The organism is Pseudomonas sp. GW822-FHT03F08, from assembly GCF_058801265.1.
This window is the reverse complement of the sequence record NZ_JBXANC010000005.1, coordinates 382,476-405,192: the sequence shown is the minus strand read 5'-3', so window position 1 is coordinate 405,192 and position 22,717 is coordinate 382,476. Positions and strand designations below refer to the sequence as shown.

16 protein-coding genes are annotated in these 22,717 nt (G+C 62.1%); 5 read left to right on the top strand and 11 right to left on the bottom strand.

The annotated features are described in order from the left end of the window. Positions 1 to 73 precede the first annotated feature (73 nt). From AC1RME_RS15260 to AC1RME_RS15245, 4 genes are all read right to left on the bottom strand, one after another. On the bottom strand, positions 74 to 1,744 hold the full coding sequence (locus AC1RME_RS15260) for a bifunctional protein-serine/threonine kinase/phosphatase (RefSeq protein ID WP_096822514.1): 1,671 nt from the start codon (positions 1,742 to 1,744) through the stop codon (positions 74 to 76). A 7-nt stretch (positions 1,745 to 1,751) separates the two neighbouring features. Continuing rightward, positions 1,752 to 2,963 (bottom strand): nitrate/nitrite transporter, encoded by a 1,212-nt coding sequence (locus AC1RME_RS15255; protein WP_096822513.1) that lies wholly within the window; start codon positions 2,961 to 2,963, stop codon positions 1,752 to 1,754. Positions 2,964 to 3,183: 220 nt separating this feature from the next. Continuing rightward, the gene (locus AC1RME_RS15250; RefSeq protein ID WP_007916390.1) at positions 3,184 to 3,759 is read right to left on the bottom strand and encodes an ANTAR domain-containing response regulator; all 576 of its coding nucleotides are present in this window, start codon (positions 3,757 to 3,759) and stop codon (positions 3,184 to 3,186) included. A gap of 15 nt (positions 3,760 to 3,774) precedes the next feature. Continuing rightward, positions 3,775 to 4,986: a CmpA/NrtA family ABC transporter substrate-binding protein gene (locus AC1RME_RS15245; protein WP_096822512.1), complete on the bottom strand. Its 1,212-nt coding sequence runs from the start codon at positions 4,984 to 4,986 to the stop codon at positions 3,775 to 3,777. 223 nt (positions 4,987 to 5,209) lie between these two features. Between AC1RME_RS15245 and AC1RME_RS15240 the strand changes: the two genes are divergently transcribed. Continuing rightward, entirely contained in the window at positions 5,210 to 6,229 is a 1,020-nt protein-coding gene (locus AC1RME_RS15240) for a quinone-dependent dihydroorotate dehydrogenase (RefSeq protein ID WP_096822511.1), read from the top strand. A gap of 139 nt (positions 6,230 to 6,368) precedes the next feature. Here AC1RME_RS15240 and rmf read toward each other — a convergent pair whose 3' ends face one another. Beyond that, positions 6,369 to 6,584, bottom strand: a complete 216-nt coding sequence (rmf, locus tag AC1RME_RS15235) for a ribosome modulation factor (protein WP_003223300.1) — start codon at positions 6,582 to 6,584, stop codon at positions 6,369 to 6,371. A 530-nt stretch (positions 6,585 to 7,114) separates the two neighbouring features. Here rmf and rlmKL point away from each other — a divergent pair. Continuing rightward, a complete protein-coding gene (rlmKL, locus tag AC1RME_RS15230) occupies positions 7,115 to 9,385 on the top strand; it encodes a bifunctional 23S rRNA (guanine(2069)-N(7))-methyltransferase RlmK/23S rRNA (guanine(2445)-N(2))-methyltransferase RlmL (protein WP_096822510.1) in 2,271 nt (756 codons plus the stop codon). A 144-nt stretch (positions 9,386 to 9,529) separates the two neighbouring features. Beyond that, entirely contained in the window at positions 9,530 to 11,914 is a 2,385-nt protein-coding gene (locus tag AC1RME_RS15225) for a sensor domain-containing diguanylate cyclase (protein WP_096822509.1), read from the top strand. 59 nt (positions 11,915 to 11,973) lie between these two features. On the opposite strand, the gene dacB is transcribed toward AC1RME_RS15225, so the two are convergent. Continuing rightward, a complete protein-coding gene (dacB, locus tag AC1RME_RS15220) occupies positions 11,974 to 13,434 on the bottom strand; it encodes a D-alanyl-D-alanine carboxypeptidase/D-alanyl-D-alanine endopeptidase (protein WP_096822508.1) in 1,461 nt (486 codons plus the stop codon). Between the two features lie 233 nt (positions 13,435 to 13,667). On the opposite strand from dacB, the gene AC1RME_RS15215 reads away from it, so the two are divergent. After that, on the top strand, positions 13,668 to 14,012 hold the full coding sequence (locus tag AC1RME_RS15215) for a YggL family protein (protein ID WP_011333263.1): 345 nt from the start codon (positions 13,668 to 13,670) through the stop codon (positions 14,010 to 14,012). Between the two features lie 61 nt (positions 14,013 to 14,073). Here the strand turns inward: AC1RME_RS15215 and AC1RME_RS15210 are convergent, their stop codons facing one another. Beyond that, positions 14,074 to 15,264 carry a benzoate/H(+) symporter BenE family transporter gene (locus tag AC1RME_RS15210; RefSeq protein ID WP_096822507.1) on the bottom strand — a complete coding sequence of 397 codons (1,191 nt, stop codon included), beginning with the start codon at positions 15,262 to 15,264 and terminating at the stop codon, positions 14,074 to 14,076. A gap of 224 nt (positions 15,265 to 15,488) precedes the next feature. Between AC1RME_RS15210 and AC1RME_RS15205 the strand changes: the two genes are divergently transcribed. Continuing rightward, positions 15,489 to 16,253, top strand: a complete 765-nt coding sequence (locus AC1RME_RS15205; RefSeq protein WP_064378756.1) for a GntR family transcriptional regulator — start codon at positions 15,489 to 15,491, stop codon at positions 16,251 to 16,253. 107 nt (positions 16,254 to 16,360) lie between these two features. Here AC1RME_RS15205 and guaD read toward each other — a convergent pair whose 3' ends face one another. The 4 genes from guaD to xdhA all read right to left on the bottom strand — a co-directional run bounded on the left by guaD (position 16,361) and on the right by xdhA (position 22,456). Then, positions 16,361 to 17,665 (bottom strand): guanine deaminase, encoded by a 1,305-nt coding sequence (gene guaD, locus AC1RME_RS15200; RefSeq protein WP_096822506.1) that lies wholly within the window; start codon positions 17,663 to 17,665, stop codon positions 16,361 to 16,363. Positions 17,666 to 17,678: 13 nt separating this feature from the next. Then, positions 17,679 to 18,536 (bottom strand): xanthine dehydrogenase accessory protein XdhC, encoded by an 858-nt coding sequence (gene xdhC, locus AC1RME_RS15195; protein ID WP_493091527.1) that lies wholly within the window; start codon positions 18,534 to 18,536, stop codon positions 17,679 to 17,681. Positions 18,537 to 18,609: 73 nt separating this feature from the next. Continuing rightward, positions 18,610 to 21,009 (bottom strand): xanthine dehydrogenase molybdopterin binding subunit, encoded by a 2,400-nt coding sequence (gene xdhB, locus AC1RME_RS15190; RefSeq protein ID WP_096822504.1) that lies wholly within the window; start codon positions 21,007 to 21,009, stop codon positions 18,610 to 18,612. Then, complete coding sequence (gene xdhA / locus AC1RME_RS15185; protein ID WP_096822503.1) at positions 21,002 to 22,456, bottom strand: xanthine dehydrogenase small subunit; 1,455 nt, start codon at positions 22,454 to 22,456, stop codon at positions 21,002 to 21,004. Before xdhA ends, xdhB begins: the two co-directional genes overlap by 8 nt. Positions 22,457 to 22,717 lie beyond the last annotated feature (261 nt).

Sequence of the window (22,717 nt, the reverse complement as noted above, 5' to 3'; positions counted from 1 at the left end):
CTGGAATTGGCCAGATGTTCATTGTGGTTTTTGCACTGAATGGAAGCGGCACGCCCGTTAATGGAGCGCTGGATTAGCCATGAAACAACAGAAACATAAGCACCAGATTGCCCAGCAGTGCCAGCAACGCCAGTGTCCGCCAGACTTTCAGTGGCTCCCGTTCGAGCAAGGGGCGAGGGCGTACATTCAGGCTGCGGCGTTCACCCTGTTCCAGCGTCAGCAGCCATTCCTCGGCGGTTTCATAGCGTTGCAGAAGATCAGCCGAGACGCCACGTTCCAGACACTGCGCCAGCCATTCCGGCAGATCCGGTCGATAACGCGCTGCACTTACCGGCACCCCGAAACGCGGACGCTGAAAGGCTTCGATTTCTCCGTAGGGGAAATGCCCGGTGAGCAGGAAATACAACGTCACGCCCACCGCATACAGATCCTGGCGAGCCTCGGGCGCATCACCCCGAAAGGACTCCGGAGCGATGAAACTCGGGGTTCCCGGTAGCGTCGACGGTGTGTCCTGCGAAAGACCGGGGCAATACGCCAGACCGAAATCCAGCAGGCGCAATTCACCGTCATCCCCCAGCAGCAGGTTCTCCGGTTTGATGTCGCGGTGCAGAATCTGCCGCCGATGCAGCAAACCGACGGCCCGCAAAAGACGTTCGGCCACATCCTGCCACTGAGCCAGTGGCAGCGGACCGCTTTGCTCGAACAGACGCGCCAGTGTGATCCCCGAATATTCACGCATCACGTAGTACAAATGCTGACGCTGACTGGCGCTATGGACTTCAGGGAAATGTCGCCCGGCCACGCGTTTGAGAAACCATTCTTCCGCCAGCAAGGCCTGGCCTGCGTGGGCATCGTCCGCCAGCCGTGTGGGCAAGGTTTTCAACAGCCACGCCTGGCCTTGGCTATCGAGGACGCGATACAGCAACGATTGCTGGCTCTGGCCGACGATGCCTTGCACCTGCCAGCCTTCGAAGGTCTGGCCCGGTTTGAGCAATGGGGGCAGCGGCCATTGCTGCAACTGGATCAGCGCATCGCCGATGCTCGCTTCCCCCACGGCATCCACCCGCACCAGCAAGGCACTGGCGTTGTCCTGACTGCCGGCCAGATGCGCGGCGTTGACCAGTGTTTGTGCCGCACTGTGCAGATCCGGTTGATCACGCAGGATCCCGGCGATGGTTGTGTCGCCGAGCGCGGCCCAGACACCGTCGCTGAGCAGCACGAAGCTTTCGCCTTCACGCAGTTCGCCGTCGAGAAAATCCAGCACCAGATGCTGGTCCAGGCCCAGTGCGCGTTTGAGCACGTGCTGCATGCCCGGTTGCTCCCAGACGTGATCCTCGGTGATGCGCTGCAGGGTGTCGGCGTGCCAGCGATAGGCCCGGCAATCCCCCACATGCGCCAGCGTGAAGCGTCTGCCGCGCAGGACCAGTGCGCTGACGGTGGTCAGCAACGGTTGGCCGCCGCCATTGGCCTGCAACCAGCGGTTTTGCGCGAGTAACAGGCGATCCAGCGCCTGAGCCACGCTCCAGGTCTGCGGGGTGGCGTAGTAGTCCTGCGCCAGCGCCTGCAAGGTCGAGCGCGCAGCCAGACCGCCATCGGCGCACTGACTGACGCCGTCGGCGATGGCGAACAGAAACCCTTTGCTGGCGGCCAGCGCCGGGGCCGGCGTGACCAGGCGCAGGGCGTCCTGATTCTCCGCGCGGGGGCCGGTGGCGCTGGCTTCAGCGAAGCTCAGTTGCAGGGCCATGCAGGCCTCAGACCCGGGCAGCGGTCACGGCCGCCGAGCCCCAAGTGGTTCTCCAGCGACGTTTGACGCCGTGCAGGCCGAACCACGCCAATACGCCAAGACTGGCGAACAACCACAGCGCCAGTTGATAGCTGCCGGTGCTCTGTTTGATTGCGCCCATACCGGCGGCGAGGGCAAAACCGCCGATGCCGCCGGCCATGCCGATCAGCCCGGTCATCACGCCGATCTCCCGGCGAAAGCGTTGTGGCACCAGTTGGAACACCGCCCCGTTACCGGCGCCGAGACCGAGCATGGTGCAGACGAACAGTGCCAGTGCCGCGTAGGAACTCGGCAGGTTGAAGCCGACCGCTGCGATACAAACTGCGGCCACCGTGTACATCGCCAACAGCGTGCGAATTCCACCGAAACGGTCAGCCAGCGCGCCACCCAGCGGCCGCATCAGGCTGCCGCCGAACACGCAGGCGGCGGTGTAGTAGCCGGCGGTGACCGGGCTCAAACCGTATTGATCGTTGAAGTAGCCGGGCAGGGCGCTGGCCAGGCCGATGAAACCGCCGAAGGTGACGCTGTAGAAAAACATGAACCACCAACTGTCGCGGTCGCCCAGGGCCTTGAAGTAGTCGGCCATGGATTTGGCTTTTGGTCGCTCCGGCGCGTTTTTCGCCAGCCACGCAAACAGCACCAGCGTCAGGATCAGCGGAATCAGGGCGAAACCGAACACGTTGCTCCAGCCGAACGACGCGGCCAGTACCGGGGCGATCAACGCAGCGAACACGGTGCCGGAGTTACCGGCGCCGGCGATGCCCATCGCCTTGCCCTGATGCTGCGGCGGATACCACTGCGAGGCCAGCGGCAGCGCCACGGCGAACGAAGCGCCGGCCATGCCGAGGAACAGGCCAAGCAGCAGGGCCTGTTCGTAACTGTGAATGCCGAGTTTCCAGGCGCCGAACAGCGCGCAGATCACGATCACTTGACCGATCAGACCGGCGGTTTTCGGCGACAGGCGATCGGCAAGCATGCCCATCGCAAAGCGCAGTACCGCACCAGCGAGAATCGGCGTGGCCACCACGAGGCCGCGTTGTTGGGTGGTCAGGTGCAGGTCGGCGGCGATCTGCACCGCCAGTGGGCCGAGCAGGTACCAGACCATGAAGCTCAGGTCGAAATACAGGAAGGCCGCGAACAGGGTCGGGGTGTGGCCGGATTTCCAGAAGCTTTTATTCATCGCGCACCTCAGCGGTAGAGAATCTCGAGAAGGAGTCAGAACCAGCACAGTGGGGCGCCGCCACGGCCGCACCACCGGCCCCGGTCAATGGGGCCAAAACGCAAAAACGCCGCTACCCGGATCGCCGAAAGGGGCGAAGAAGGTGAGCGACGTCTTTGTCGTGGGTGGGGCAACCGCCGTTGGTTACCTGTAGGGATTGCTTAGCGAGATCTGTGCCAGCTCAGCCGAGCAACTCGCTCATGGCAATAATCTGCTCCGCCACCTGAATCAGTTTCTGCTGGCGGCTCATGGCCTGGCGGCGCATCAGGGTGTAGGCCTCTTCTTCGTTGCAGTCCTTCATTTTCATCAACAGACCCTTGGCCAGTTCGATGCGTTTGCGCTCGGCCAGTTGCTGGTCGCGGGCCTGAAGCTGGGCGCGCAGGGCCTGATCGCTTTCGAAGCGGGCCATGGCCACGTCGAGAATCGGCTGCAAGCGTTGTGCGTGAATGCCTTCGACGATGTAGGCACTGACCCCGGACTTGATCGCCTGACGCATCACGCCAGGGTCATGCTCGTCGGTGAACATCACGATCGGCCGGGGCTGGTCGCGGCTGACCAGCACCACTTGTTCCATCACATCACGGCTCGGTGACTCGGTATCGATCAGAATCACGTCCGGGCGCACCGTTTCGACGCGCGCGGGCAGGTCGATGGTCAGGCCGGACTCGTCGATCACCTCGAAACCGGCCTCGGTCAGCGCAGCTTTCAGGCGCCCGACTTTTTTGGCGGTGTCGTTGATCAGCAGAATGCGCAGCATGTTCGCGGTCTCCTGTCAGCGGCGGGCGAGAAGGGGGGCGTTGTTGCTCAACGCGTGCAGCTTGAAACTTTGCGCGTAGGCGGCTGGGTCGCTGCCGTCCCAGACCTTGCCGTCGATCAACTGGCTGCTGCGCATGTCCTCGGTGCCGACCGGCACATCGACAGCGCTGGCCGCGTCGCGGTACAGCGCCAGTTGCTGCACCTGACGGGCGACGGCGAGGTAGTCCGGGTCGTCGCGCAGCAACCCCCAGCGGCGGAACTGGGTCATGAACCACATGCCGTCCGACAGGTACGGCAGGTTCACCGCGCCATCGCCGTGAAAGCGCAGGGCGTGCGGGTCCTGCCAGCGATTGCCCAGACCGTCGTCGTAATCGCCGAGAAAACGCGGTTCGATGCAGGAAACCGGGGCGTCCAGATACTCGGCGGCGCTGAGCAGCTGCGCGGTGCTGCGGCGGTTTTCCGGGCTCTCTTCGATGAAACGGCTGGCTTCGAGGATCGCCATCACCAGTGCGCGGGCGGTGTTGGGGTATTGCTCGACGAAGGCGCGAGTGCAGCCGAGGACTTTTTCCGGATGGTCGGGCCAGATGGTCTGGCTGGTCGCTATTGTGAAGCCGAGATTCTGCTGCACCGCGCTGGCGGCCCACGGCTCGCCCACGCAGAAACCGTCGATGCGACCGGCCTGCAGGTGCGCGACCATTTGCGGCGGCGGTACGACCACGCTGTCGACATCCTGCAACGGATGGATGCCCTGACTTGCGAGCCAGTAATAAAGCCACATGGCGTGGGTGCCGGTGGGGAAGGTCTGGGCAAAGGTCAGCCTTGCGCGGGTTTGGTGCACGTGGCGGTCCAGCGCCTCAGGACCGGTCACGCCCAGGCTCTGCAAACCGTGGGACAGGTTGAGGCTCTGACCGTTCTGGTTCAGGCCCATCAGCACCGCCATGTCGGTCGGCGCGACGCCACCGATGCCCAAGTGCACCGCGTAGATCAGACCGTACAGGCTGTGGGCGGCATCGAGTTCGCCGCTGACCAGATTGTCGCGCAGGTTGGCCCAGGAACTCTGGCGCTTGAGGTTCAGGGTCAGGCCGTAAGGCTGCGCAAAGCCCTGCGTAGCGGCGACCACCACCGAAGCGCAGTCGCTCAGGGCCATGAAGCCGAGGTTGATCGCGCTTTTTTCCGGGGCATCGCTGCCGTTGACCCAGGCCAGTGGCCCGATGGAGGTTTGAGTCATGAAAAGCCATCCTCAAAAAAAACGTCGTCACGGACTTTGTCGAGGCAAAACCCGGTGACGACGCCATTGTCCTTGCCTGCCTGCCGTCATTGGCCTGCGGGCTGATGCAGGGGAAGGTGCAAGGCATATGCCAGTGCAGGGGATTTGCGTGTGTGCCTCGCGCGGCGGGGTGATGCCCGGCTATAATCGCCGCCTCTTTTCGCCGCCCGAGTCATAGCCGCCCATGTACACCCTGGCCCGTCAGCTGTTGTTCAAACTTTCCCCGGAAACCTCCCACGATCTGTCGCTGGATCTGATCGGCGCGGGCGGGCGTTTGGGCCTCAACGGCTTGCTGTGCAAGGCGCCGGCGTCGCTGCCGGTGAACGTCATGGGCCTGGACTTCCCGAACCCGGTGGGTCTGGCGGCCGGTCTGGACAAGAACGGCGCGGCCATCGACGGCTTCGCGCAGCTGGGTTTCGGTTTTGTCGAAATCGGCACCGTGACTCCGCGCCCACAGCCGGGCAACCCGAAACCACGGATTTTCCGCCTGCCGGAAGCCGAGGCGATCATCAACCGCATGGGTTTCAATAACCTCGGTGTGGATAACCTGCTGACTCGGGTCGCGGCGGCCAAATACAAAGGCGTGCTGGGGATCAACATCGGCAAGAACTTCGACACCCCGGTCGAGCGTGCGGTCGATGACTACCTGATCTGCCTGGACAAGGTCTACGCCCACGCCAGTTACATCACGGTCAACGTCAGTTCGCCGAACACTCCGGGCCTGCGCAGCCTGCAATTCGGCGACTCGCTCAAGCAATTGCTGGCAGACCTGGCCACGCGCCGCGCCGAACTGGCCCTGCGCCACGGCAAACATGTACCGCTGGCGATCAAGATCGCGCCGGACATGACCGACGAAGAAACCGCACAAGTCGCGCAAGCACTGATCGAAACCGGGATGGACGCGGTGATCGCCACCAACACCACCCTCAGCCGCGTGGGCGTCGAAGGCATGGAACACGGTGACGAGGCGGGCGGTCTGTCCGGCGCGCCGGTTCGCGAGAAGAGCACCCACACGGTCAAAGTGCTGGCGTCCGAGCTGGGCGGCAAGCTGCCGATCATCGCGGCGGGCGGTATCACCGAAGGCAAGCATGCGGCCGAGAAGATCGCTGCCGGCGCGAGCCTGGTGCAGATCTACTCCGGCTTCATCTATAAGGGCCCGGCGCTGATCCGTGAATCCGTGGACGCGATCGCTGCCAAGCGCTGATCTTCGGACATAAAAAGGCAGGCATAAAAAAGGGCTCCTCGAAGGAGCCCCTGGGCCGTAGCCCGCCGTCCGGGAAGGACGTGCATGGTGATCAGGGTGTTGCGAAATCAGATTGTCGTGTCGGAATAAGTGCCCTGTGTCAGCCGACGGCGTGAAGTTCGTTGAGTCTGTGGATTCCCGCAGTGCCGGTCATACCGTCCCAGTTGTCGCCGCGTCCTTCTCGCCAGCCGTTGATCCAGGCTTGACGTACCGACGGTAGAGTAAATGGGCAAAGCTCACGGGATTTGCCACCAACGCCATATTGATATCCGCGCAAAAATGCTCTTTCCAACGGATCACGCTTAAGTCTTCTCATAGGGTGTTTCCCTCACTTGTTGACTGTTTTTGTCGCGTCGACCTCAATTGAGGTCTGGCAGAAAAACTCTGCCGTTGGCGGTTCGCTGCCGGCGTGGCGAGCCAAGGTGTTGACGCCGTTGCGACGTCAACCTGTGTCCAGTTCTAACCAATGAGTCACATCGAGGGAATGACCGTTTTGTCATAAGGACGTAACGAAAAGGATGCTATGGCGATAAGTAACGCCAGGTTTCATGAATGTTTATTCACCAAACCCCGGTATGATCGGCCCTGCACTGTATGACAGGTTTAATTCCTTAGTGAGAATGACCCACGTTTACCGTCGGGTACTTTTCGACGAAGGGTTGCTTTGAGTCATTTTGTTGCATCAACTTTTTTATCTGTCCCGGCATCTAAGCTCTTTTAACCCGAGCAGCGGGGATGGAACGGCACACCTTCGTGCCACGCGGGCGCTCTTGTAGAAAAGCGCCTGATTGAAAACCGGATCGGCAATGCGTTGCCGGTTCATTAGCCAAAGGCTCTGGAAAAACCATGTCCGACCGTTTCGAACTCTTCCTCACTTGCCCCAAAGGCCTTGAAGGCCTGCTCATCGAGGAAGCCGTCGGGCTTGGCCTTGAAGAAGCCCGCGAGCACACCTCCGCCGTGCGTGGCATGGCGACCATGGAAACCGCTTATCGCCTGTGCCTCTGGTCGCGTCTGGCCAACCGCGTGTTGCTGGTGCTCAAGCGCTTCCCGATGAAAGACGCCGAAGACCTGTACCACGGCGTGCTCGACGTCGAGTGGCAGGACCACATGCTGGCCGACGGCACCCTGGCCGTTGAATTCAGCGGCCACGGCTCGGGCATCGACAACACCCACTTCGGCGCCTTGAAGGTCAAGGACGCCATCGTCGACAAACTGCGCACCCCGCAGGGTGACCGCCCAAGCATCGACAAGCTCAACCCGGACCTGCGCATTCACCTGCGTCTGGATCGCGGCGAAGCGATCCTGTCCCTCGACCTCTCCGGCCACAGCCTGCACCAGCGCGGCTACCGCTTGCAGCAGGGCGCTGCGCCGCTGAAGGAAAACCTCGCGGCGGCGATCCTGATCCGTTCCGGCTGGCCGCGCATTGCCGCCGAAGGTGGCGCGCTGGCTGACCCGATGTGCGGTGTCGGCACGTTCCTGGTCGAAGCCGGCATGATCGCCGCCGACATGGCGCCGAACCTGCGTCGCGAGCAGTGGGGCTTCACCGCCTGGCTCGGTCACGTACCGGCGCTGTGGAAGAAACTGCATGAAGAAGCTGCCGAGCGTGCTGCTGCCGGTCTGGCCAAGCCACCGCTGTGGATTCGTGGTTATGAAGCCGACCCACGGCTGATTCAGCCGGGTCGCAACAACGTCGAACGCGCCGGCCTGAGCGAATGGATCAAGATCTACCAAGGTGAAGTGGCAACCTTCGAACCGCGCCCGGACCAGAACCAGAAAGGTCTGGTGATCTGCAACCCGCCGTACGGCGAGCGTCTGGGTGACGAAGCCAGCCTGTTGTACCTCTACCAGAACCTCGGCGAGCGTCTGCGTCAGGCCTGCCTGAACTGGGAAGCGGCGGTGTTCACCGGCGCGCCGGACCTGGGCAAGCGCATGGGCATCCGCAGCCACAAACAGTATTCGTTCTGGAACGGCGCGCTGCCGTGCAAGCTGCTGTTGATCAAAGTGCTGCCGGATCAGTTCGTCACCGGCGAGCGTCGCACCCCGGAGCAGCGCCAGGCCGAGCGCGAGCAAGCCGCTTACGATCAGACGCCGGACGAGCCGCAAGAACGCAAGTACAACAAGAACGGTAACCCGATCAAACCGACGCCGGCCCCGGCTCCGGTGATCGAGCAGCCGCGCCTGAGCGAAGGTGGGCAGATGTTTGCCAACCGCCTGCAAAAGAACCTCAAGGCGATGGGCAAGTGGGTCAAGCGCGAAGGCATCGACTGCTACCGCGTCTACGATGCGGACATGCCGGAATACGCCATGGCCATCGACCTGTACCACGACTGGGTGCACGTTCAGGAATATGCCGCGCCTAAATCGATCGACCCGGAAAAGGCCTCGATCCGCATGTTCGACGCCCTGGCTGCCATCCCGCAGGCGCTGAACATCGACAAGAGCCGCGTGGTGGTCAAGCGCCGCGAGCGTCAGAGCGGCACCAAGCAGTACGAGCGTCAGGCGGCCCAGGGCAAGTTCAACGAAGTCACCGAAGGCGGCGTGAAGCTGCTGGTGAACCTCACCGACTACCTCGACACCGGGTTGTTCCTCGATCACCGGCCAATGCGCATGCGGATCCAGAAAGAGGCGGCCGGCAAGCGCTTCCTCAACCTGTTCTGCTACACCGCGACCGCCAGTGTGCACGCCGCCAAGGGCGGCGCGCGCAGCACCACCAGCGTCGACCTGTCGAAAACCTACCTCGACTGGGCACGCCGCAACCTGTCGCTCAACGGCTTCTCCGACAAGAACCGTCTGGAGCAGGGCGATGTGATGGCGTGGCTGGAAAGCTGCCGGGAAGAGTACGACCTGATCTTCATCGACCCGCCGACCTTCTCCAACTCCAAACGCATGGAAGGGATCTTCGACGTGCAGCGTGATCAGGTGCAGTTGATCGACCTGGCCATGGCCCGACTGGCAGCGGGCGGGGTGTTGTACTTCTCCAACAACTTCCGCAAGTTCCAGCTGGAAGACAACCTGGCCGAGCGTTATGCGGTCGAGGAAATCACCGCCAGCACCATCGATCCGGATTTCGCCCGCAACGGCAAGATCCACCGCGCCTGGAAAATCACGGCCCGTTGACACTCTGATCAGTTGGATCCACAGAGCCTTGATTTTTAAGGCTCTTGGATCCGATCAGAGCTAGCCAAATTAGTGGCTAATAGCTATAACTCACTCACGGCCAATGGGGTTATCCCGCAAGTACTGGCGTAGTGAGTGGCCCTTATGTCGTTGCACCCCGTGCGCCCAAAGATCCTGGGTTTTATCAGCGAAGAAGTCTCGGCCTGGCTGGTCGCGCTGCTGGTATTGCTCGCCGGCGGGATTCTCACGGGGCTGCTCGCCTGGGCCACCCTCAATCAGTTTCACAGCCAGTTGCGCCAGCGTTTTCAACTGCTGGCCAATGAGCGCTACAGCCGCATCGAAGAACGTTTTCAGGATCAGGAGCAACGCCTCGATGGCCTGCGCCGGTTCTTCGCCAACTCCGAATCGGTGTCCCGCGCCGAATTCGACGGCTACACCCAACCTTTATTGCTGCGCACCCAGGCCTATTCGTTCGCCTTGCGGGTGAGCGGTTCCGAGCGCGCCGCGTTCGAGCAGCGGGTGCGTGACGAAGGCCTGCCCACCTTCAGCGTGCGTGAATTGAATGCCCGCGGTGAGCTGCAACTGGCGGCGGCCCGGGATGAATACGTCGTCGTGGTGTACAGCCAGACCCAGAGCCGGCTCGGTTCACCGCTGGGTTATGACTTGCTGGCCCAGCCGTTGCGTCGCTCGACGCTGGAACGTGCCGATCAGCTCGGCGGCCTGGCGGTGTCGCAGCCGATGCATCTGGTCAGCATCGAGCCGGCCTATGCGCGGGGCGTGCTGCTGGTGGCGCCGGTACTGCGCGAGGGCGAGCCCAAGTCGTTCGGCTATGTGATGGCGGTGATCAGCATGCGCCAGTTGCTCGCCGATGGCCTGCCGGACGCGCTGCATGATTACCTGTCGGTACGGATCCTCGATCTGTCGACCAACGATCAGCACGAGGTGTTGTTCGAATCGACCAATGAACCGGCGCCGAGTGATCTGTCAGCCACGCGGCTGGTGCGCATGGCCGACCACGACTATCAGGTCGATATCTCGCCCAGCGAGTCCTTCCTGCAGGCCAACCATTCGTCGGTTGGCAGCGTGGTGGTCCTCGGCGGTTTGCTCAGCCTGCTGCTCAGCGCGCTGCTGTACGTGCTGGTCAGTCAGCGTCAGCGGGCCTTGCGCATGGTCGAACTGCGCACCCAGGAACTGCATGAGCGTGAACAGGAACTGCGGGGCACCCACGGCCAGTTGCGCGGGGTGCTCAACGCGGCGACTCAAGTGGCGATCATCGCCACTGACCTGCGCGGCGTGATCAACACCTTCAACCCCGGTGCGGAGCAGATGCTCGGTTACCGCAGCGCCGAGGTGGTCGGCCACATGACCCTGGAAAACCTGCATTTCCCCCGGGAGCTGATCACCCGTGCGGCGGAACTGAGCGCCCGCTATGGCAAGAGCATTCCGACCTGCCAGGCGATGCTGGTGGAGGGCGGCGAAGTCGGCGGGCATGAGGCACGCGAGTGGACGCTGGTGCGCAAGGACGGCAGTCATCTGCCGGTAAACATGCTCGCCACCCCGGTGCTCGATGAGCAGGGGCTGTGGGTCGGGCACCTGGCGATCTGCATCGATATCACCGAGCGCAAGCGCGTCCACGAAGCGTTGGCGGCGCGGGACGTTCTGCTGAAAAAACTCAGCGCCCACGTTCCGGGCGGGATCTATCAGTTCAAGATGGAATTCGACGGGCGCTTCAGCGTGATCTACGCCAGCGACGGCATCCGCGAGATCTACGAGCTGGAACCCGATGTGTTGCTGCTCAATGCCGAATCAATCTTTACCCGCATTCATCCGCAGGACGTCAGCCGCGTACGCAAATCGATCCGCGCCTCGGCGGACAACCTCAGCCCGTGGCGCGAGGAATACCGCGTGCAATTGCCCGAACGCGGCCTGCGCTGGGTGCGCGGCGAAGCGACTCCCGAGGAACTGCCGGGTGGCGGCGTGCTGTGGCATGGCTACATCTCGGACATTTCCGACCTGAAGCGGGTGGAAGAAGAGTTGCGCGCACTGTCGGTGACCGATGCGCTGACCGGCATCCACAACCGGCGTTATTTCCAGGAGCGCCTGACCACTGAAATGGCCCGGGTCGAGCGCGGAGGCGGCGAACTGTCGGTGATCATGCTCGATATCGATCACTTCAAACGGATCAACGATCAGTACGGCCATGCGGTCGGTGACCGGGTGTTGCAGGCGGTGTGCGAGCGCATCGGCCATCGCCTGCGGCGTACCGACGTGTTCTGTCGCCTGGGCGGCGAGGAGTTCATGGTGCTGTGCCCGGACATCGACGGTGATCACGCGTACATGCTGGCCGTGGAGCTATGGCAAGGCCTGCGCGGTGCGCCGGTGGATGTGGTGGGCGTGGTGACGGCCAGTTTCGGGATTGCCAGTTGGCGGCCGGGAGAGGGCGCGGATGCGCTGTTGCTGCGGGCGGATTCGGGGGTTTACGCGGCGAAGCAGGGTGGGCGGGATCGGGTCGAGCGGCAGATGAACTGATCCGGTTTGCCATGTGATCGTTCCCACGCACTGCGTGGGAACGATCTTGCCGGGGCGGCTTACAGAACGGAAGCCGTCTGCGGCGCTCGCGGCTGTTTGTAGAGATCCAGCAGCACCTGATCCAGTACCGACGATGCACCGAACGGCGCCTTGTCGTTGAGGATCGCCACCACCGCCCAGGTGTTGCCGTTGACGTCGCGGCTGAAGCCGGCGATGGCGCGCACGGTGTTCAGGGTGCCGGTCTTGACGTGGGCTTCGCCGCGCATCGCGGTGGTCTTCAGGCGTTTGCGCATGGTGCCGTCGGTGCCGGCAATCGGCAGCGAGCTGATGTACTCGGCGGCGTACGGGCTATGCCAAGCGGCTTGCAGCATGGCGGCCATTTCCCGGGCGCTGACGCGCTCGGCACGGGACAGGCCGGAGCCGTTCTCCATCACCAGGTGCGGCGCGGTAATGCCTTTCTTCGCCAGCCACTGACGTACCACGCGCTGCGCCGCCTTGGCGTCATCGCCGTCGGCGTCGTTGCGGAATTTCTGGCCCAGGCTCAGGAACAGCTGCTGAGCCATGGTGTTGTTACTGTATTTGTTGATGTCGCGGATGATTTCCGCCAGGTCCGGCGAGAACGCACGGGCCAGCACTTTGGCGTTGCTCGGCGTCGGGGCCAGGCGATCCTTGCCCTGGATGCTGCCGCCCAGTTCCTTCCAGATCGCCCGCACGGCGCCGGCGGTGTAGGTCGCGTGGTCGAGCAGCGACAGATAAGTCTGCGAGCTGCAGCCTTCGCCCAACTGGCCGGCAACGGTTACGGTGACGCTGCCATCGGCCTGCGGCACCGGGTTGTAGCGCACGCCGCCAGTGCACTGTTTGGAGTTGAGCGCTTTGACGGTGTTTTCGATGTTGATGCTGGCAATCGGCGGTTCGACCGAAATCAATACCCGGCCATTGTCATTGCGGGCCACGAAACGCAGGGCCTTGAGGTTGACCAGCAGCGAGTCTGGTTTGACCAGGAACGGCTTGTTCTCATCGTTGCCGTCATCGTTGAATTCCGGCAGTTGCGGCTGCACGAAGAAGCTGCGGTCCAGTACCAGGTCGCCGGTGATCTGGGTCACGCCGTTGGCGCGCAGGTCGCGCATCAGCAGCCAGAGTTTTTCCATGTTCAGCTTCGGATCGCCGCCACCCTTGAGGTAGAGGTTGCCGTTGAGGATGCCGCTGTTCAGGTCGCCGTCGGTGTAGAACTCGGTTTTCCACTGATGGTTGGGGCCGAGCATTTCCAGCGCCGCGTAGGTGGTGACCAGTTTCATGGTCGAGGCCGGGTTGACCGACACGTCGGCGTTGTACACGGTCGGCGTGCCCGGGCCATCCAGCGGCACCATCACCAGCGACAGGGCAGTGGGCTGCAGCTTGCTGGCCTTGAGGGCTTTTTCGACGTTGGGGGTCAGGGACGTGTTGATGGTGGCAGCGGAGACGGGCAGAGCCAGCGGCAGAAGAAGGCCGGCCAGGAGCAGGGGACGCAACGATTTGATCATATGAAATAAAACCCTACAGCCGAGGGGAAAAAGACGAGGACATGGATGAAAAGGTCCTCAGTGGTCATGAAAGTGTCGGCATTATGCCCCAAGGTGTAACAGCTTGTGCCTTTCGCAAGGGGGCCAATTCGTTATTTTTTTACGGGCGGTCGCACGCTCGTCCCGGATAGGCGGGCAATCGCCGCCTTAAACTGGTAAAGTGCCGGCCGTTATTACTTAAGAGGATTGTTCCAATGGCGACTAACCGTTCCCAGCGTCTGCGCAAAAAACTGTGCGTCGATGAATTTCAAGAGCTGGGTTTCGAACTGAACCTGGGCTTCAAAGAAGACCTGTCCGAAGAAGCCATTGACGCTTTCCTCGAAGCATTCATCAAAGAAGCCATGGAAGCCAACGGTCTGGGCTATGTCGGCGGCGACGACTTCGGTCTGGTTTGCCTGCAGAAGCGTGGCTCGGTCTCCGAAGAGCAGCGCGCTGCTGTCGAAGCCTGGCTGAAAACCCGCTCCGAGCTGACCACCACTGAAATCAGCCCGCTGCTGGACGTTTGGTATCCGGAAAAGCCGATCAACGCGGCCAAGTGATACTGAAAAAAACGGCGACCCGAGGGTCGCCGTTTTTTTATGCCTGCTTTTTAACGAGGCCTCAAGCCTTGCGCCAGTTGAGGATCAGCAAGGTCAACACCCCCGCGACAATCCCCCAGAAGGCCGAACCGATGGAAAACAGCGTCAGCCCCGACGCCGTGACCATGAAGGTGATCAGCGCCGCTTCCCGTTCCTTCACCTCGGTCATGGCAATGCTCAAGCCGTTGATAATCGAACCGAACAGCGCCAGCGCGGCAATCGACAGCACCAGTTCCTTGGGCAGCGCGGCAAAAAGCGCCGCCAGCGTGGCGCCGAACACCCCGGCAATCCCGTAGAAAATCCCGCACCACACTGCCGCGGTGTAGCGTTTGTTGCGATCCTCGTGGGCATGGGGCCCGGTGCAGATCGCGGCGCTGATCGCTGCCAGGTTGATGCCGTGGGAGCCGAACGGCGCCAGCAGCAGCGACGCAATGCCGGTGGTGGTGATCAGCGGAGAGGCCGGGACGTTGTAGCCGTCGGCGCGCAGCACGGCGACGCCGGGCATGTTTTGCGAGGTCATCGCCACCACGAACAGCGGAATACCGATGCTGATGGTCGCCGCGAGAGAAAAGTGCGGCGTGGTCCAGATCGGTGTCGCCACTTCCAGGTGAAACCCGCTGAAGTCCAGCAGCCCCATGAAGCCCGACAGCGCGGTGCCGATCAGCAGCGCGGCGAGTACCGCATAACGCGGCGTCAGGCGTTTGACCAGCAGATAAGTGAAGAACATCCCCAGCACCAGCCCGGTGCGGTGCTGCGCGGCGACGAAGATTTCACTGCCGATCTTGAACAGGATCCCCGCCAGCAACGCGGCGGCGAGGGAGGCCGGGATCTTTTTCACCAGCCGTTCGAAGCTGCCGGTCAGGCCGCAGATCGTCACCAATACGGCGCAGGTAATGTAAGCGCCGATGGCTTCGCCGTAGGTAACGCCGCCGAGGCTGGTGATCAGCAAGGCTGCGCCGGGCGTCGACCAGGCAATGGTGATTGGCGTGCGGTAACGCAGCGAAAGGCCGATCGAACACACCGCCATGCCGATGGAAATCGCCCAGATCCACGAGGAAATCTGCCCGCTGCTCAGGCCCGCCGCCTGCCCGGCCTGGAACATCAGCACCAGCGAACTGGTGTAGCCGGTCATCATCGCGATGAATCCGGCGACGATGGCGGAGGGCGATGTGTCCGCAAAGGGGCGCAGTCGGGTGTGGGTGATTTCGTTCATGACAGCGGCGTTCCTTGTTCAAGCCACGGATTTCGGGTTTAAGCCTAAACTCAAACGTAACGATGCGTTGCAATACAGCCGAAGTCACAAACAGCCGTACAGTCGTGTTGCCACCTTCCATTGTGTACAATCGCGCTGTTTTTTACGCGATACTTGCCAGCGACCCACTGTGCCGTATTACAGTCACGGTCAATTCGCCGCCGTTCTTCCCGACTCGAGTGCCCATGAACGAACAGTTGCAACCCCTCAAGAAACAACCGCGAGCAGGCAAAGCCGGCCGCAGCGGAACCCAGGACGATATTGTCTATGCGCATATCTTCGAGGCCATCCTCGAACAGCGCCTGGCGCCCGGTACAAAGTTGAGCGAAGAAGCGCTGGGGGAAATTTTCGGGGTAAGCCGCACCATCATTCGCCGCGCACTCTCGCGTCTGGCTCATGAAGGCGTGGTGCTGTTGCGGCCGAACCGTGGCGCGGTGGTGGCGAGCCCGAGCGTCGAAGAGGCGCGTCAGGTGTTCCTCGCCCGGCGTCTGGTGGAGCGCGCGATCACTGAACTGGCGGTGCAGCACGCCACGGCCGAGCAGATCGCCGAATTGCGTCAGATGGTCAACGACGAACGTGACAGCTTCTCCCGTGGTGATCGCGGCGCCGGCATCCGCCTCTCGGGCGAATTCCACCTGAAACTGGCCGAAGCGGCGAAGAACGCTCCGCTGATCAGCTTCCAGCGCAGCCTGGTTTCGCAGACTTCGCTGATCATTGCCCAATATGAAAGCGGCAACCGTTCGCACTGTTCCTACGACGAGCACACCCAGTTGATTGACGCCATCGAAGCGCGTAACGGCGAGCTGGCGGTGGACCTGATGATGCATCACATGGATCACATCGACAGCAAGCTCAACCTCGACGAGGAAAGCGCTTCGGACGATCTGCATGCGGTGTTCTCGCACCTGTTGCAGACCAAGAAGCCGGGGCGTCCGGCGGCCAAGCTCTAAAGCGAATCGACAGGCAATAAAAATCCCCCGGACTGCAAAGTACCGGGGGATTTTTTTTGCCTTCCCGATCATTCCCACGCAGAGCGAGGGAACGATCAAGCGATCAGTTAGCGTTGGTGCACCAGCGCACCCGCCGCATAGGTCTGGGCCACGGTGCGGTCATCGCCCAGCGTCATCAGTACAAACAACGTCTCGGCAATGTTGTTGGCCTGCTTCAGGCGGTAGCTCAGCAGCGGCGTGGCGTTGTAGTCCAGCACCAGGAAGTCGGCGTCGGAGCCCGGTTGCAGGTTGCCGATCTTGTCTTCCAGACGCAGCGCCCGCGCACCGCCGAGGGTGGCGAGGTACAGCGACTTGAACGGGCTCAGGCGCGCACCTTGCAGCTGCATCACCTTGTAGGCTTCGTTCAGGGTTTGCAGCAGCGAGAAACTGGTGCCGCCGCCGACGTCAGTGCCGAGGCCGACATTCAATTTGTGCTTCTCGGCCATCGGCAGGTTGAACAGGCCGCTGCCGAGGAAGAAGTTCGACGTCGGGCAGAACGCGACCGCCGAACCGGTTTCCGCCAGGCGCGCGCATTCGTCGTCGCACAGGTGAACGCCGTGGGCAAACACCGAACGCTCGCCGAGCAATTGATAGTGGTCGTAAACGTCCAGATAGCCCTTGCGCTCCGGGAACAGCGCCTTGACCCACTCGATTTCCTTGAGGTTTTCGCTGATGTGGGTCTGCATGTACAGATCCGGGTATTCACCGAGCAACTGGCCGGCGAGGGTCAGTTGTTCCGGGGTGCTGGTCGGGGCGAAACGCGGGGTCACGGCGTAGTGCAGACGACCCTTGCCGTGCCAGCGCTCGATCAGCGCCTTGCTGTCGACGTAGCTCGATTCCGGGGTGTCGGTCAGGTAGTCCGGCGCGTTGCGGTCCATCATCACCTTGCCGGCGATCATCCGCAGGTCCAGCTTCTCGGCGGCTTCGAAGAACGAGTTCACCGACTGCGGGTGCACGCTGCCGAACACCAGCGCGGTGGTGGTGCCGTTGCGCAGTAGTTCCTTGATGAAGATGTCCGCTACTTCATCGGCGTGGGCCTTGTCGGCGAACTGGCTTTCGCACGGGAAGGTGTAGGTGTTCAGCCAGTCCAGCAGTTGCTCGCCGTAGGCACCGACCATGCCGGTCTGCGGCAGGTGGATGTGGGTGTCGATGAAGCCCGGGGTAATCAGCGCATCCTTGTGATGCGTGATCTCGATGTCCGCCGGCAGGGTCGGCAGCAGTTCGCTGGCGTGGCCGAGGGCGCTGATCTTGCCGTCATCGACCACCAGCAGGCCGTCCTCGAAATACTCGTAGGAGGCTTCGATGCCGACCTCGGCAGGGTCGGCGATGCTGTGCAGGATGGCGGCGCGGTAGGCTTTGCGAGTCAGAGGCATGAGGGTTCTCTAATCAGTTTGAGGCTTTGAGTGTGGCGGCCTGACTGCGGCGGGAAACCGGCAGCAGTTTGGCAATCGGTTCGGCGCTGGCGGTGTGCTGGCCGAAATTGGCGTTATAGGTGGCGATGATTTCGCCGGCGATGGAGATGGCGATTTCCACAGGCAGCTTGCCTTTGACTTCGCCGATGCCCATCGGGCAGCGCATGCGTTGCACGACACTGGCGTCGAAACCACGATCACGCAGGCGGTGTTCGAACTTGGCCCGTTTGGTTTTCGAGCCGATCAGGCCGAAGTAGGCGAAGTCGTTGCGCTTGAGGATCGCGGCAGTGAGTTCCAGGTCCAGCTGATGATTGTGGGTCATGACGATGCAGTAGCTGCCGGCAGGCAGGTCGTCGATTTCATCCACAGGCTCCTCGGCGACGATTTTGCGCACGCCGTGAGGAATCTGCTCGGGAAATTCTTCTTCCCGGGAATCGATCCAGCGTACCCGGCACGGCAGGCTGGCGAGCAAGGGTACCAGTGCGCGGCCCACATGACCGGCGCCGAACACGGCAATCTGCGCCTGCACCTGGCCCATCGGTTCGAACAACAGCACCGTGGCGCCGCCGCAGCACTGGCCGAGACTGGCGCCGAGGCTGAAGCGCTCCAGATGGGTGTCCTGCTTGCCGCTGGCGAGCATCTCGCGGGCGATCTGCATGGCTTTGTATTCCAGGTGCCCGCCACCGATGGTGTCGAACGTCTGGCGGGCGCTGACGACCATCTTCGAGCCGGCATTGCGCGGCGTCGAGCCGAGCTCTTCGATGATCGTCACCAGAACGCAGGGTTCGCCCTCGTTCTGCAGGTCGGCGAGGGCGTCGATCCAGTTGTACATGTTCACCTCGACATTTGTCGTTGTCTGTTCGGGCCTCATCGCTGGCAAGCCAGCGATGGCCGCGCCTCGGTCCTTACAGTGGAGCCAACTCGGTTTCAGTCTCGACGGCTTTCACCGCTTTGAGCTGACGCATCTGCTCGCAACCCCACAACACCCGCTCCGGGGTAGCCGGCGCGTCGATCTTCGGCTGATGCTTGTAGTCGCCCAGACTGGCCACCGCATCCTTGATCGCACACCACGCGGCGATGCCGAGCATGAACGGCGGCTCACCCACAGCCTTGGAATGGAACACCGTGTCTTCCGGGTTCTTGCGGTTTTCCACCAGCTTCACCCGCAGGTCCAGCGGCATGTCCGCCACGGCCGGGATCTTGTAGCTGGCCGGGCCGTTGGTCATCAGCTTGCCCTTATTGTTCCAGACCAGTTCTTCCATGGTCAGCCAGCCCATGCCCTGGACGAAGCCGCCCTCGACCTGGCCGATGTCGATGGCCGGGTTCAGCGAGGCGCCGACGTCGTGGAGGATGTCGGTACGCAGCATCTTGTACTCGCCGGTCAGGGTGTCGACGATCACCTCGCAGCACGCCGCGCCGAAGGCGAAGTAGTAGAACGGCCGGCCACGGGCCTGGCTGCGGTCGTAGTAGATTTTCGGGGTCTTGTAGAACCCGGTGCTCGACAGCGACACCTGATTGAAATACGCCAGCTGGATCAGCGCTTCGAAGGTCAGGATGTGGTCGCGCACACGGACATGGCCGTTGTGGAATTCCACGTCTTCTTCGCTGACCTTGTAGTGCCGCGCGGCGAATTCGACCAGGCGCTGCTTGATGATCTCGGCAGCGTTCTGCGCGGCTTTACCGTTGAGGTCGGCGCCGCTGGAGGCCGCCGTCGGCGAAGTGTTCGGCACCTTGTCGGTGTTGGTCGCGGTGATCTGCACGCGGTCCATTTCCACCTGGAACACTTCGGCCACGACCTGCGCGACTTTGGTGTTCAGACCCTGGCCCATTTCCGTGCCGCCGTGGTTCAGGTGGATGCTGCCGTCGGTGTAGACGTGCACCAGGGCACCTGCCTGGTTGAGGAAACTGGCGGTGAAGGAAATGCCGAATTTCACCGGGGTCAGCGCCAGGCCTTTCTTCAGGATCGGGCTGTTGGCGTTGTAGCGACGGATCGCTTCGCGGCGCTCGGCGTACTGGCTGCTTTCTTCCAGCTCGGCGGTCATTTCCTCGAGCATGTTGTGCTCGACGGTCTGGTAGTAATGGGTGACGTTGCGTTCGGTCTTGCCGTAGTAGTTGGCCTTGCGCACGGCCAGCGGATCGAGGTTCAGGTGACGGGCGATGGCGTCCATCACTTCTTCGATCGCGACCATCCCTTGCGGGCCGCCGAAACCACGGTACGCGGTGTTCGACGCGGTGTTGGTCTTGCAGCGGTGACCGTTGATGGTCGCATCACCGAGGTAGTACGAGTTGTCCGAGTGGAACATCGCACGGTCAACGATCGAGGCCGACAGGTCAGGCGAGCAGCCGCAGTTGCCGGCCAGATCCATCGCGATGCCGTGCAGGCGCCCGGTACTGTCGAAGCCGACGTCGTACTCGACGTAGAACGGGTGACGCTTGCCGGTCATCAGCATGTCTTCGACGCGCGGCAGGCGCATCTTGGTCGGCTGGCCGGTGAGGTGCGCGATCACCGCACACAGGCAGGCCGGGCTTGCAGCCTGGGTTTCCTTGCCGCCGAAACCACCGCCCATGCGGCGCATGTCGACCACGATTTTGTTCATCGATACGTCGAGGACTTCGGCCACCAGTTTCTGCACTTCGGTGGGGTTCTGCGTCGAGCAGTAGACGATCATGCCGCCATCTTCGGTCGGCATCACCGAGGAGATCTGGGTCTCCAGATAGAAGTGTTCCTGGCCGCCAATGTGCAGCGTGCCTTGAATGCGATGTTCAGCCGTGGCCAGTGCGGTGGTCGAATCGCCGCGCTGATGGGTGTGGCTGTCGAGCACGAAGTGGCGTTTGCGCAGGGCTTCGACCACGTCCAGCACCGGCTCCAGATCTTCGTATTCGATGATCGCGGCCATGGCTGCTTTGCGTGCGGTTTCCAGATCCTTGGCGGCCACGGCTAGCACCGGTTGACCGACGAACTGCACGTCATCGATGGCCAGCAGCGGATCGCCCGGCAGCAGCGGGCCGATATCTTTCAGGCCCGGCACGTCTTCGTGGGTGATGGCGATGCGCACGCCTTCGAAGGCGTAGCAGGGTTTGGTGTCGATGCTGATGATTTTCGCGTGGGCGCGATCCGACAGCCGTGCGTAAACGTGCAACTGGTTCGGGAATTCGAGCCGGTCATCGATGTACTGCGCTTCACCGGACACATGCTTGGCGGCGCTGTCGTGCTTGACGCTGCGGCCAACACCGGTGGTCAGGTCTTTGGCGAACAGTTCAGCCAGTTCAGCTTGAGTTTTCTCTACGCCGTGATGGTTAGACATAAGCGGTCACCCGAGTCTCGATGTGCGGTGTTTGCAGTTCGATGAAGTATTTGCGCAGCAGGTTCTGCGCGCTGAGCAGGCGGTATTCCTTGCTGGCGCGGAAGTCCGAGAGCGGGGTGAAATCCTCGCCCAGCGCGGTGCAGGCACGTTCGACCACAGCGTTGTTGAACGGCTGGCCGAGCAGCACGGCTTCGCAGTGAGCGGCGCGTTTCGGGATCGCGGCCATGCCGCCGAAGGCGACACGGGCGTCGGTGATCACACCGTTTTCGACGCGCAGGTTGAACGCGGCGCAGACGGCAGAGATGTCGTCGTCCAGGCGCTTGGAGACTTTGTAGGCGCGAAAGCGCTGCTCGGCCGTGGCGCGAGGGACGATGATTTTTTCGATGAACTCGCTTTCCTGACGCGCGGTGACCCGGTAATCGATGAAGTAATCTTCCAGGTTCAGCGTGCGCCGGGTCTCGCCCTTGCACAGCACGATCTGCGCGCCGAGGGCGATCAGCAACGGTGGCGAATCACCAATCGGCGAGGCGTTGCCGATGTTGCCGCCGAGGGTGCCCTGGTTGCGGATCTGCAGAGAGGCGAAACGGTGCAGCAGTTCGCCGAAGTCCGGGTATTCGGCGTTCAACGCTTCGTAGCAGTCGGAGAGGGCAGTGGCGGCGCCGATTTCGATGCGGTCTTCGAAGGTTTCGATGCGCTTCATTTCAGCGACGTTGCCGACGTAGATCATCACCGGCAGGGTGCGATGGAACTGCGTGACTTCCAGCGCCAGATCGGTGCCGCCGGCCAGCAGCCGGGCTTGTGGATACGCGTCGTAGAGATCGGCCAGATCGGCCACGGTCAGCGGCACCAGGCAGCGTTTGTCGCCGCTGTTGAGTTCGCCGATCGATGTCGGGGCAATGGCTTTGAGGCGAGTGATGGTTTCCGCTTCCCGGGCGTCGAACTGGTCCGGTTGCTTGCCGCAGCAGGATTGTTCGGCAGCGGCCAGGATCGGCCGATAGCCGGTGCAGCGGCAGAGGTTGCCGGCCAGCGCTTCGTGGGCCTTGGCATGGTCCGGTGCATCGCTGTTCTTTTGCAGGGCGAACAGCGACATCACGAAGCCGGGGGTGCAGAAACCGCACTGCGAACCGTGGCACTCGACCATGGCTTTCTGCACGCTGTGCAGTTCGCCCTTGTGCTTGAGGTCTTCGACGCTGATCAATTGTTTGCCGTGCAGCGACGAAACGAACGTCAGGCACGAGTTGAGGCTGCGATAGCGAATGTGTTCGCGGCCATCGTCATCCGTCTGCAACTCGCCGACCACCACCGTACAGGCGCCGCAGTCACCGCTGGCGCAGCCTTCTTTGGTGCCGGATTTGCCCACGTGTTCACGCAGGTAGTTGAGCACAGTCAGGTTCGGGTCCAGGGCGTGCTCGCTACGGAGTTCCTGGTTGAGTAAAAACTGGATCACGGAAGGCCTCGCAGACTCATTATTGTTGTTAAGCGACTTGAGCCGAATTTAGCAGGTCTGACTTTTCGGTCAATGGTTTTCTGACTTAAAGGTCAGGAAAAACCATTTTGTCGCTCGACAACGTGTCTATTCAGTATTGACCCTCATTGGATCAAGCGCTTTTTTGCGGGATTCGTGCCAAAAACCGCTGTGCGGGCACTCCGCCATGAACGCGCATTGCGCTACACTGCGCCGCTTGTGCAGATCGAAGAGTTTGAAGGA

Bases quoted from the DNA above. Each gene is read 5' to 3' on its own strand.
- AC1RME_RS15260 (WP_096822514.1), bottom strand. From the start codon at position 1,744: ATGGCCCTGCAACTGAGCTTCGCTGAAGCCAGCGCCACCGGCCCCCGC.
- AC1RME_RS15255 (WP_096822513.1), bottom strand. From the start codon at position 2,963: ATGAATAAAAGCTTCTGGAAATCCGGCCACACCCCGACCCTGTTCGCG.
- AC1RME_RS15250 (WP_007916390.1), bottom strand. From the start codon at position 3,759: ATGCTGCGCATTCTGCTGATCAACGACACCGCCAAAAAAGTCGGGCGC.
- AC1RME_RS15245 (WP_096822512.1), bottom strand. From the start codon at position 4,986: ATGACTCAAACCTCCATCGGGCCACTGGCCTGGGTCAACGGCAGCGAT.
- AC1RME_RS15240 (WP_096822511.1), top strand. From the start codon at position 5,210: ATGTACACCCTGGCCCGTCAGCTGTTGTTCAAACTTTCCCCGGAAACC.
- rmf (WP_003223300.1), bottom strand. From the start codon at position 6,584: ATGAGAAGACTTAAGCGTGATCCGTTGGAAAGAGCATTTTTGCGCGGA.
- rlmKL (WP_096822510.1), top strand. From the start codon at position 7,115: ATGTCCGACCGTTTCGAACTCTTCCTCACTTGCCCCAAAGGCCTTGAA.
- AC1RME_RS15225 (WP_096822509.1), top strand. From the start codon at position 9,530: ATGTCGTTGCACCCCGTGCGCCCAAAGATCCTGGGTTTTATCAGCGAA.
- dacB (WP_096822508.1), bottom strand. From the start codon at position 13,434: ATGATCAAATCGTTGCGTCCCCTGCTCCTGGCCGGCCTTCTTCTGCCG.
- AC1RME_RS15215 (WP_011333263.1), top strand. From the start codon at position 13,668: ATGGCGACTAACCGTTCCCAGCGTCTGCGCAAAAAACTGTGCGTCGAT.
- AC1RME_RS15210 (WP_096822507.1), bottom strand. From the start codon at position 15,264: ATGAACGAAATCACCCACACCCGACTGCGCCCCTTTGCGGACACATCG.
- AC1RME_RS15205 (WP_064378756.1), top strand. From the start codon at position 15,489: ATGAACGAACAGTTGCAACCCCTCAAGAAACAACCGCGAGCAGGCAAA.
- guaD (WP_096822506.1), bottom strand. From the start codon at position 17,665: ATGCCTCTGACTCGCAAAGCCTACCGCGCCGCCATCCTGCACAGCATC.
- xdhC (WP_493091527.1), bottom strand. From the start codon at position 18,536: ATGTACAACTGGATCGACGCCCTCGCCGACCTGCAGAACGAGGGCGAA.
- xdhB (WP_096822504.1), bottom strand. From the start codon at position 21,009: ATGTCTAACCATCACGGCGTAGAGAAAACTCAAGCTGAACTGGCTGAA.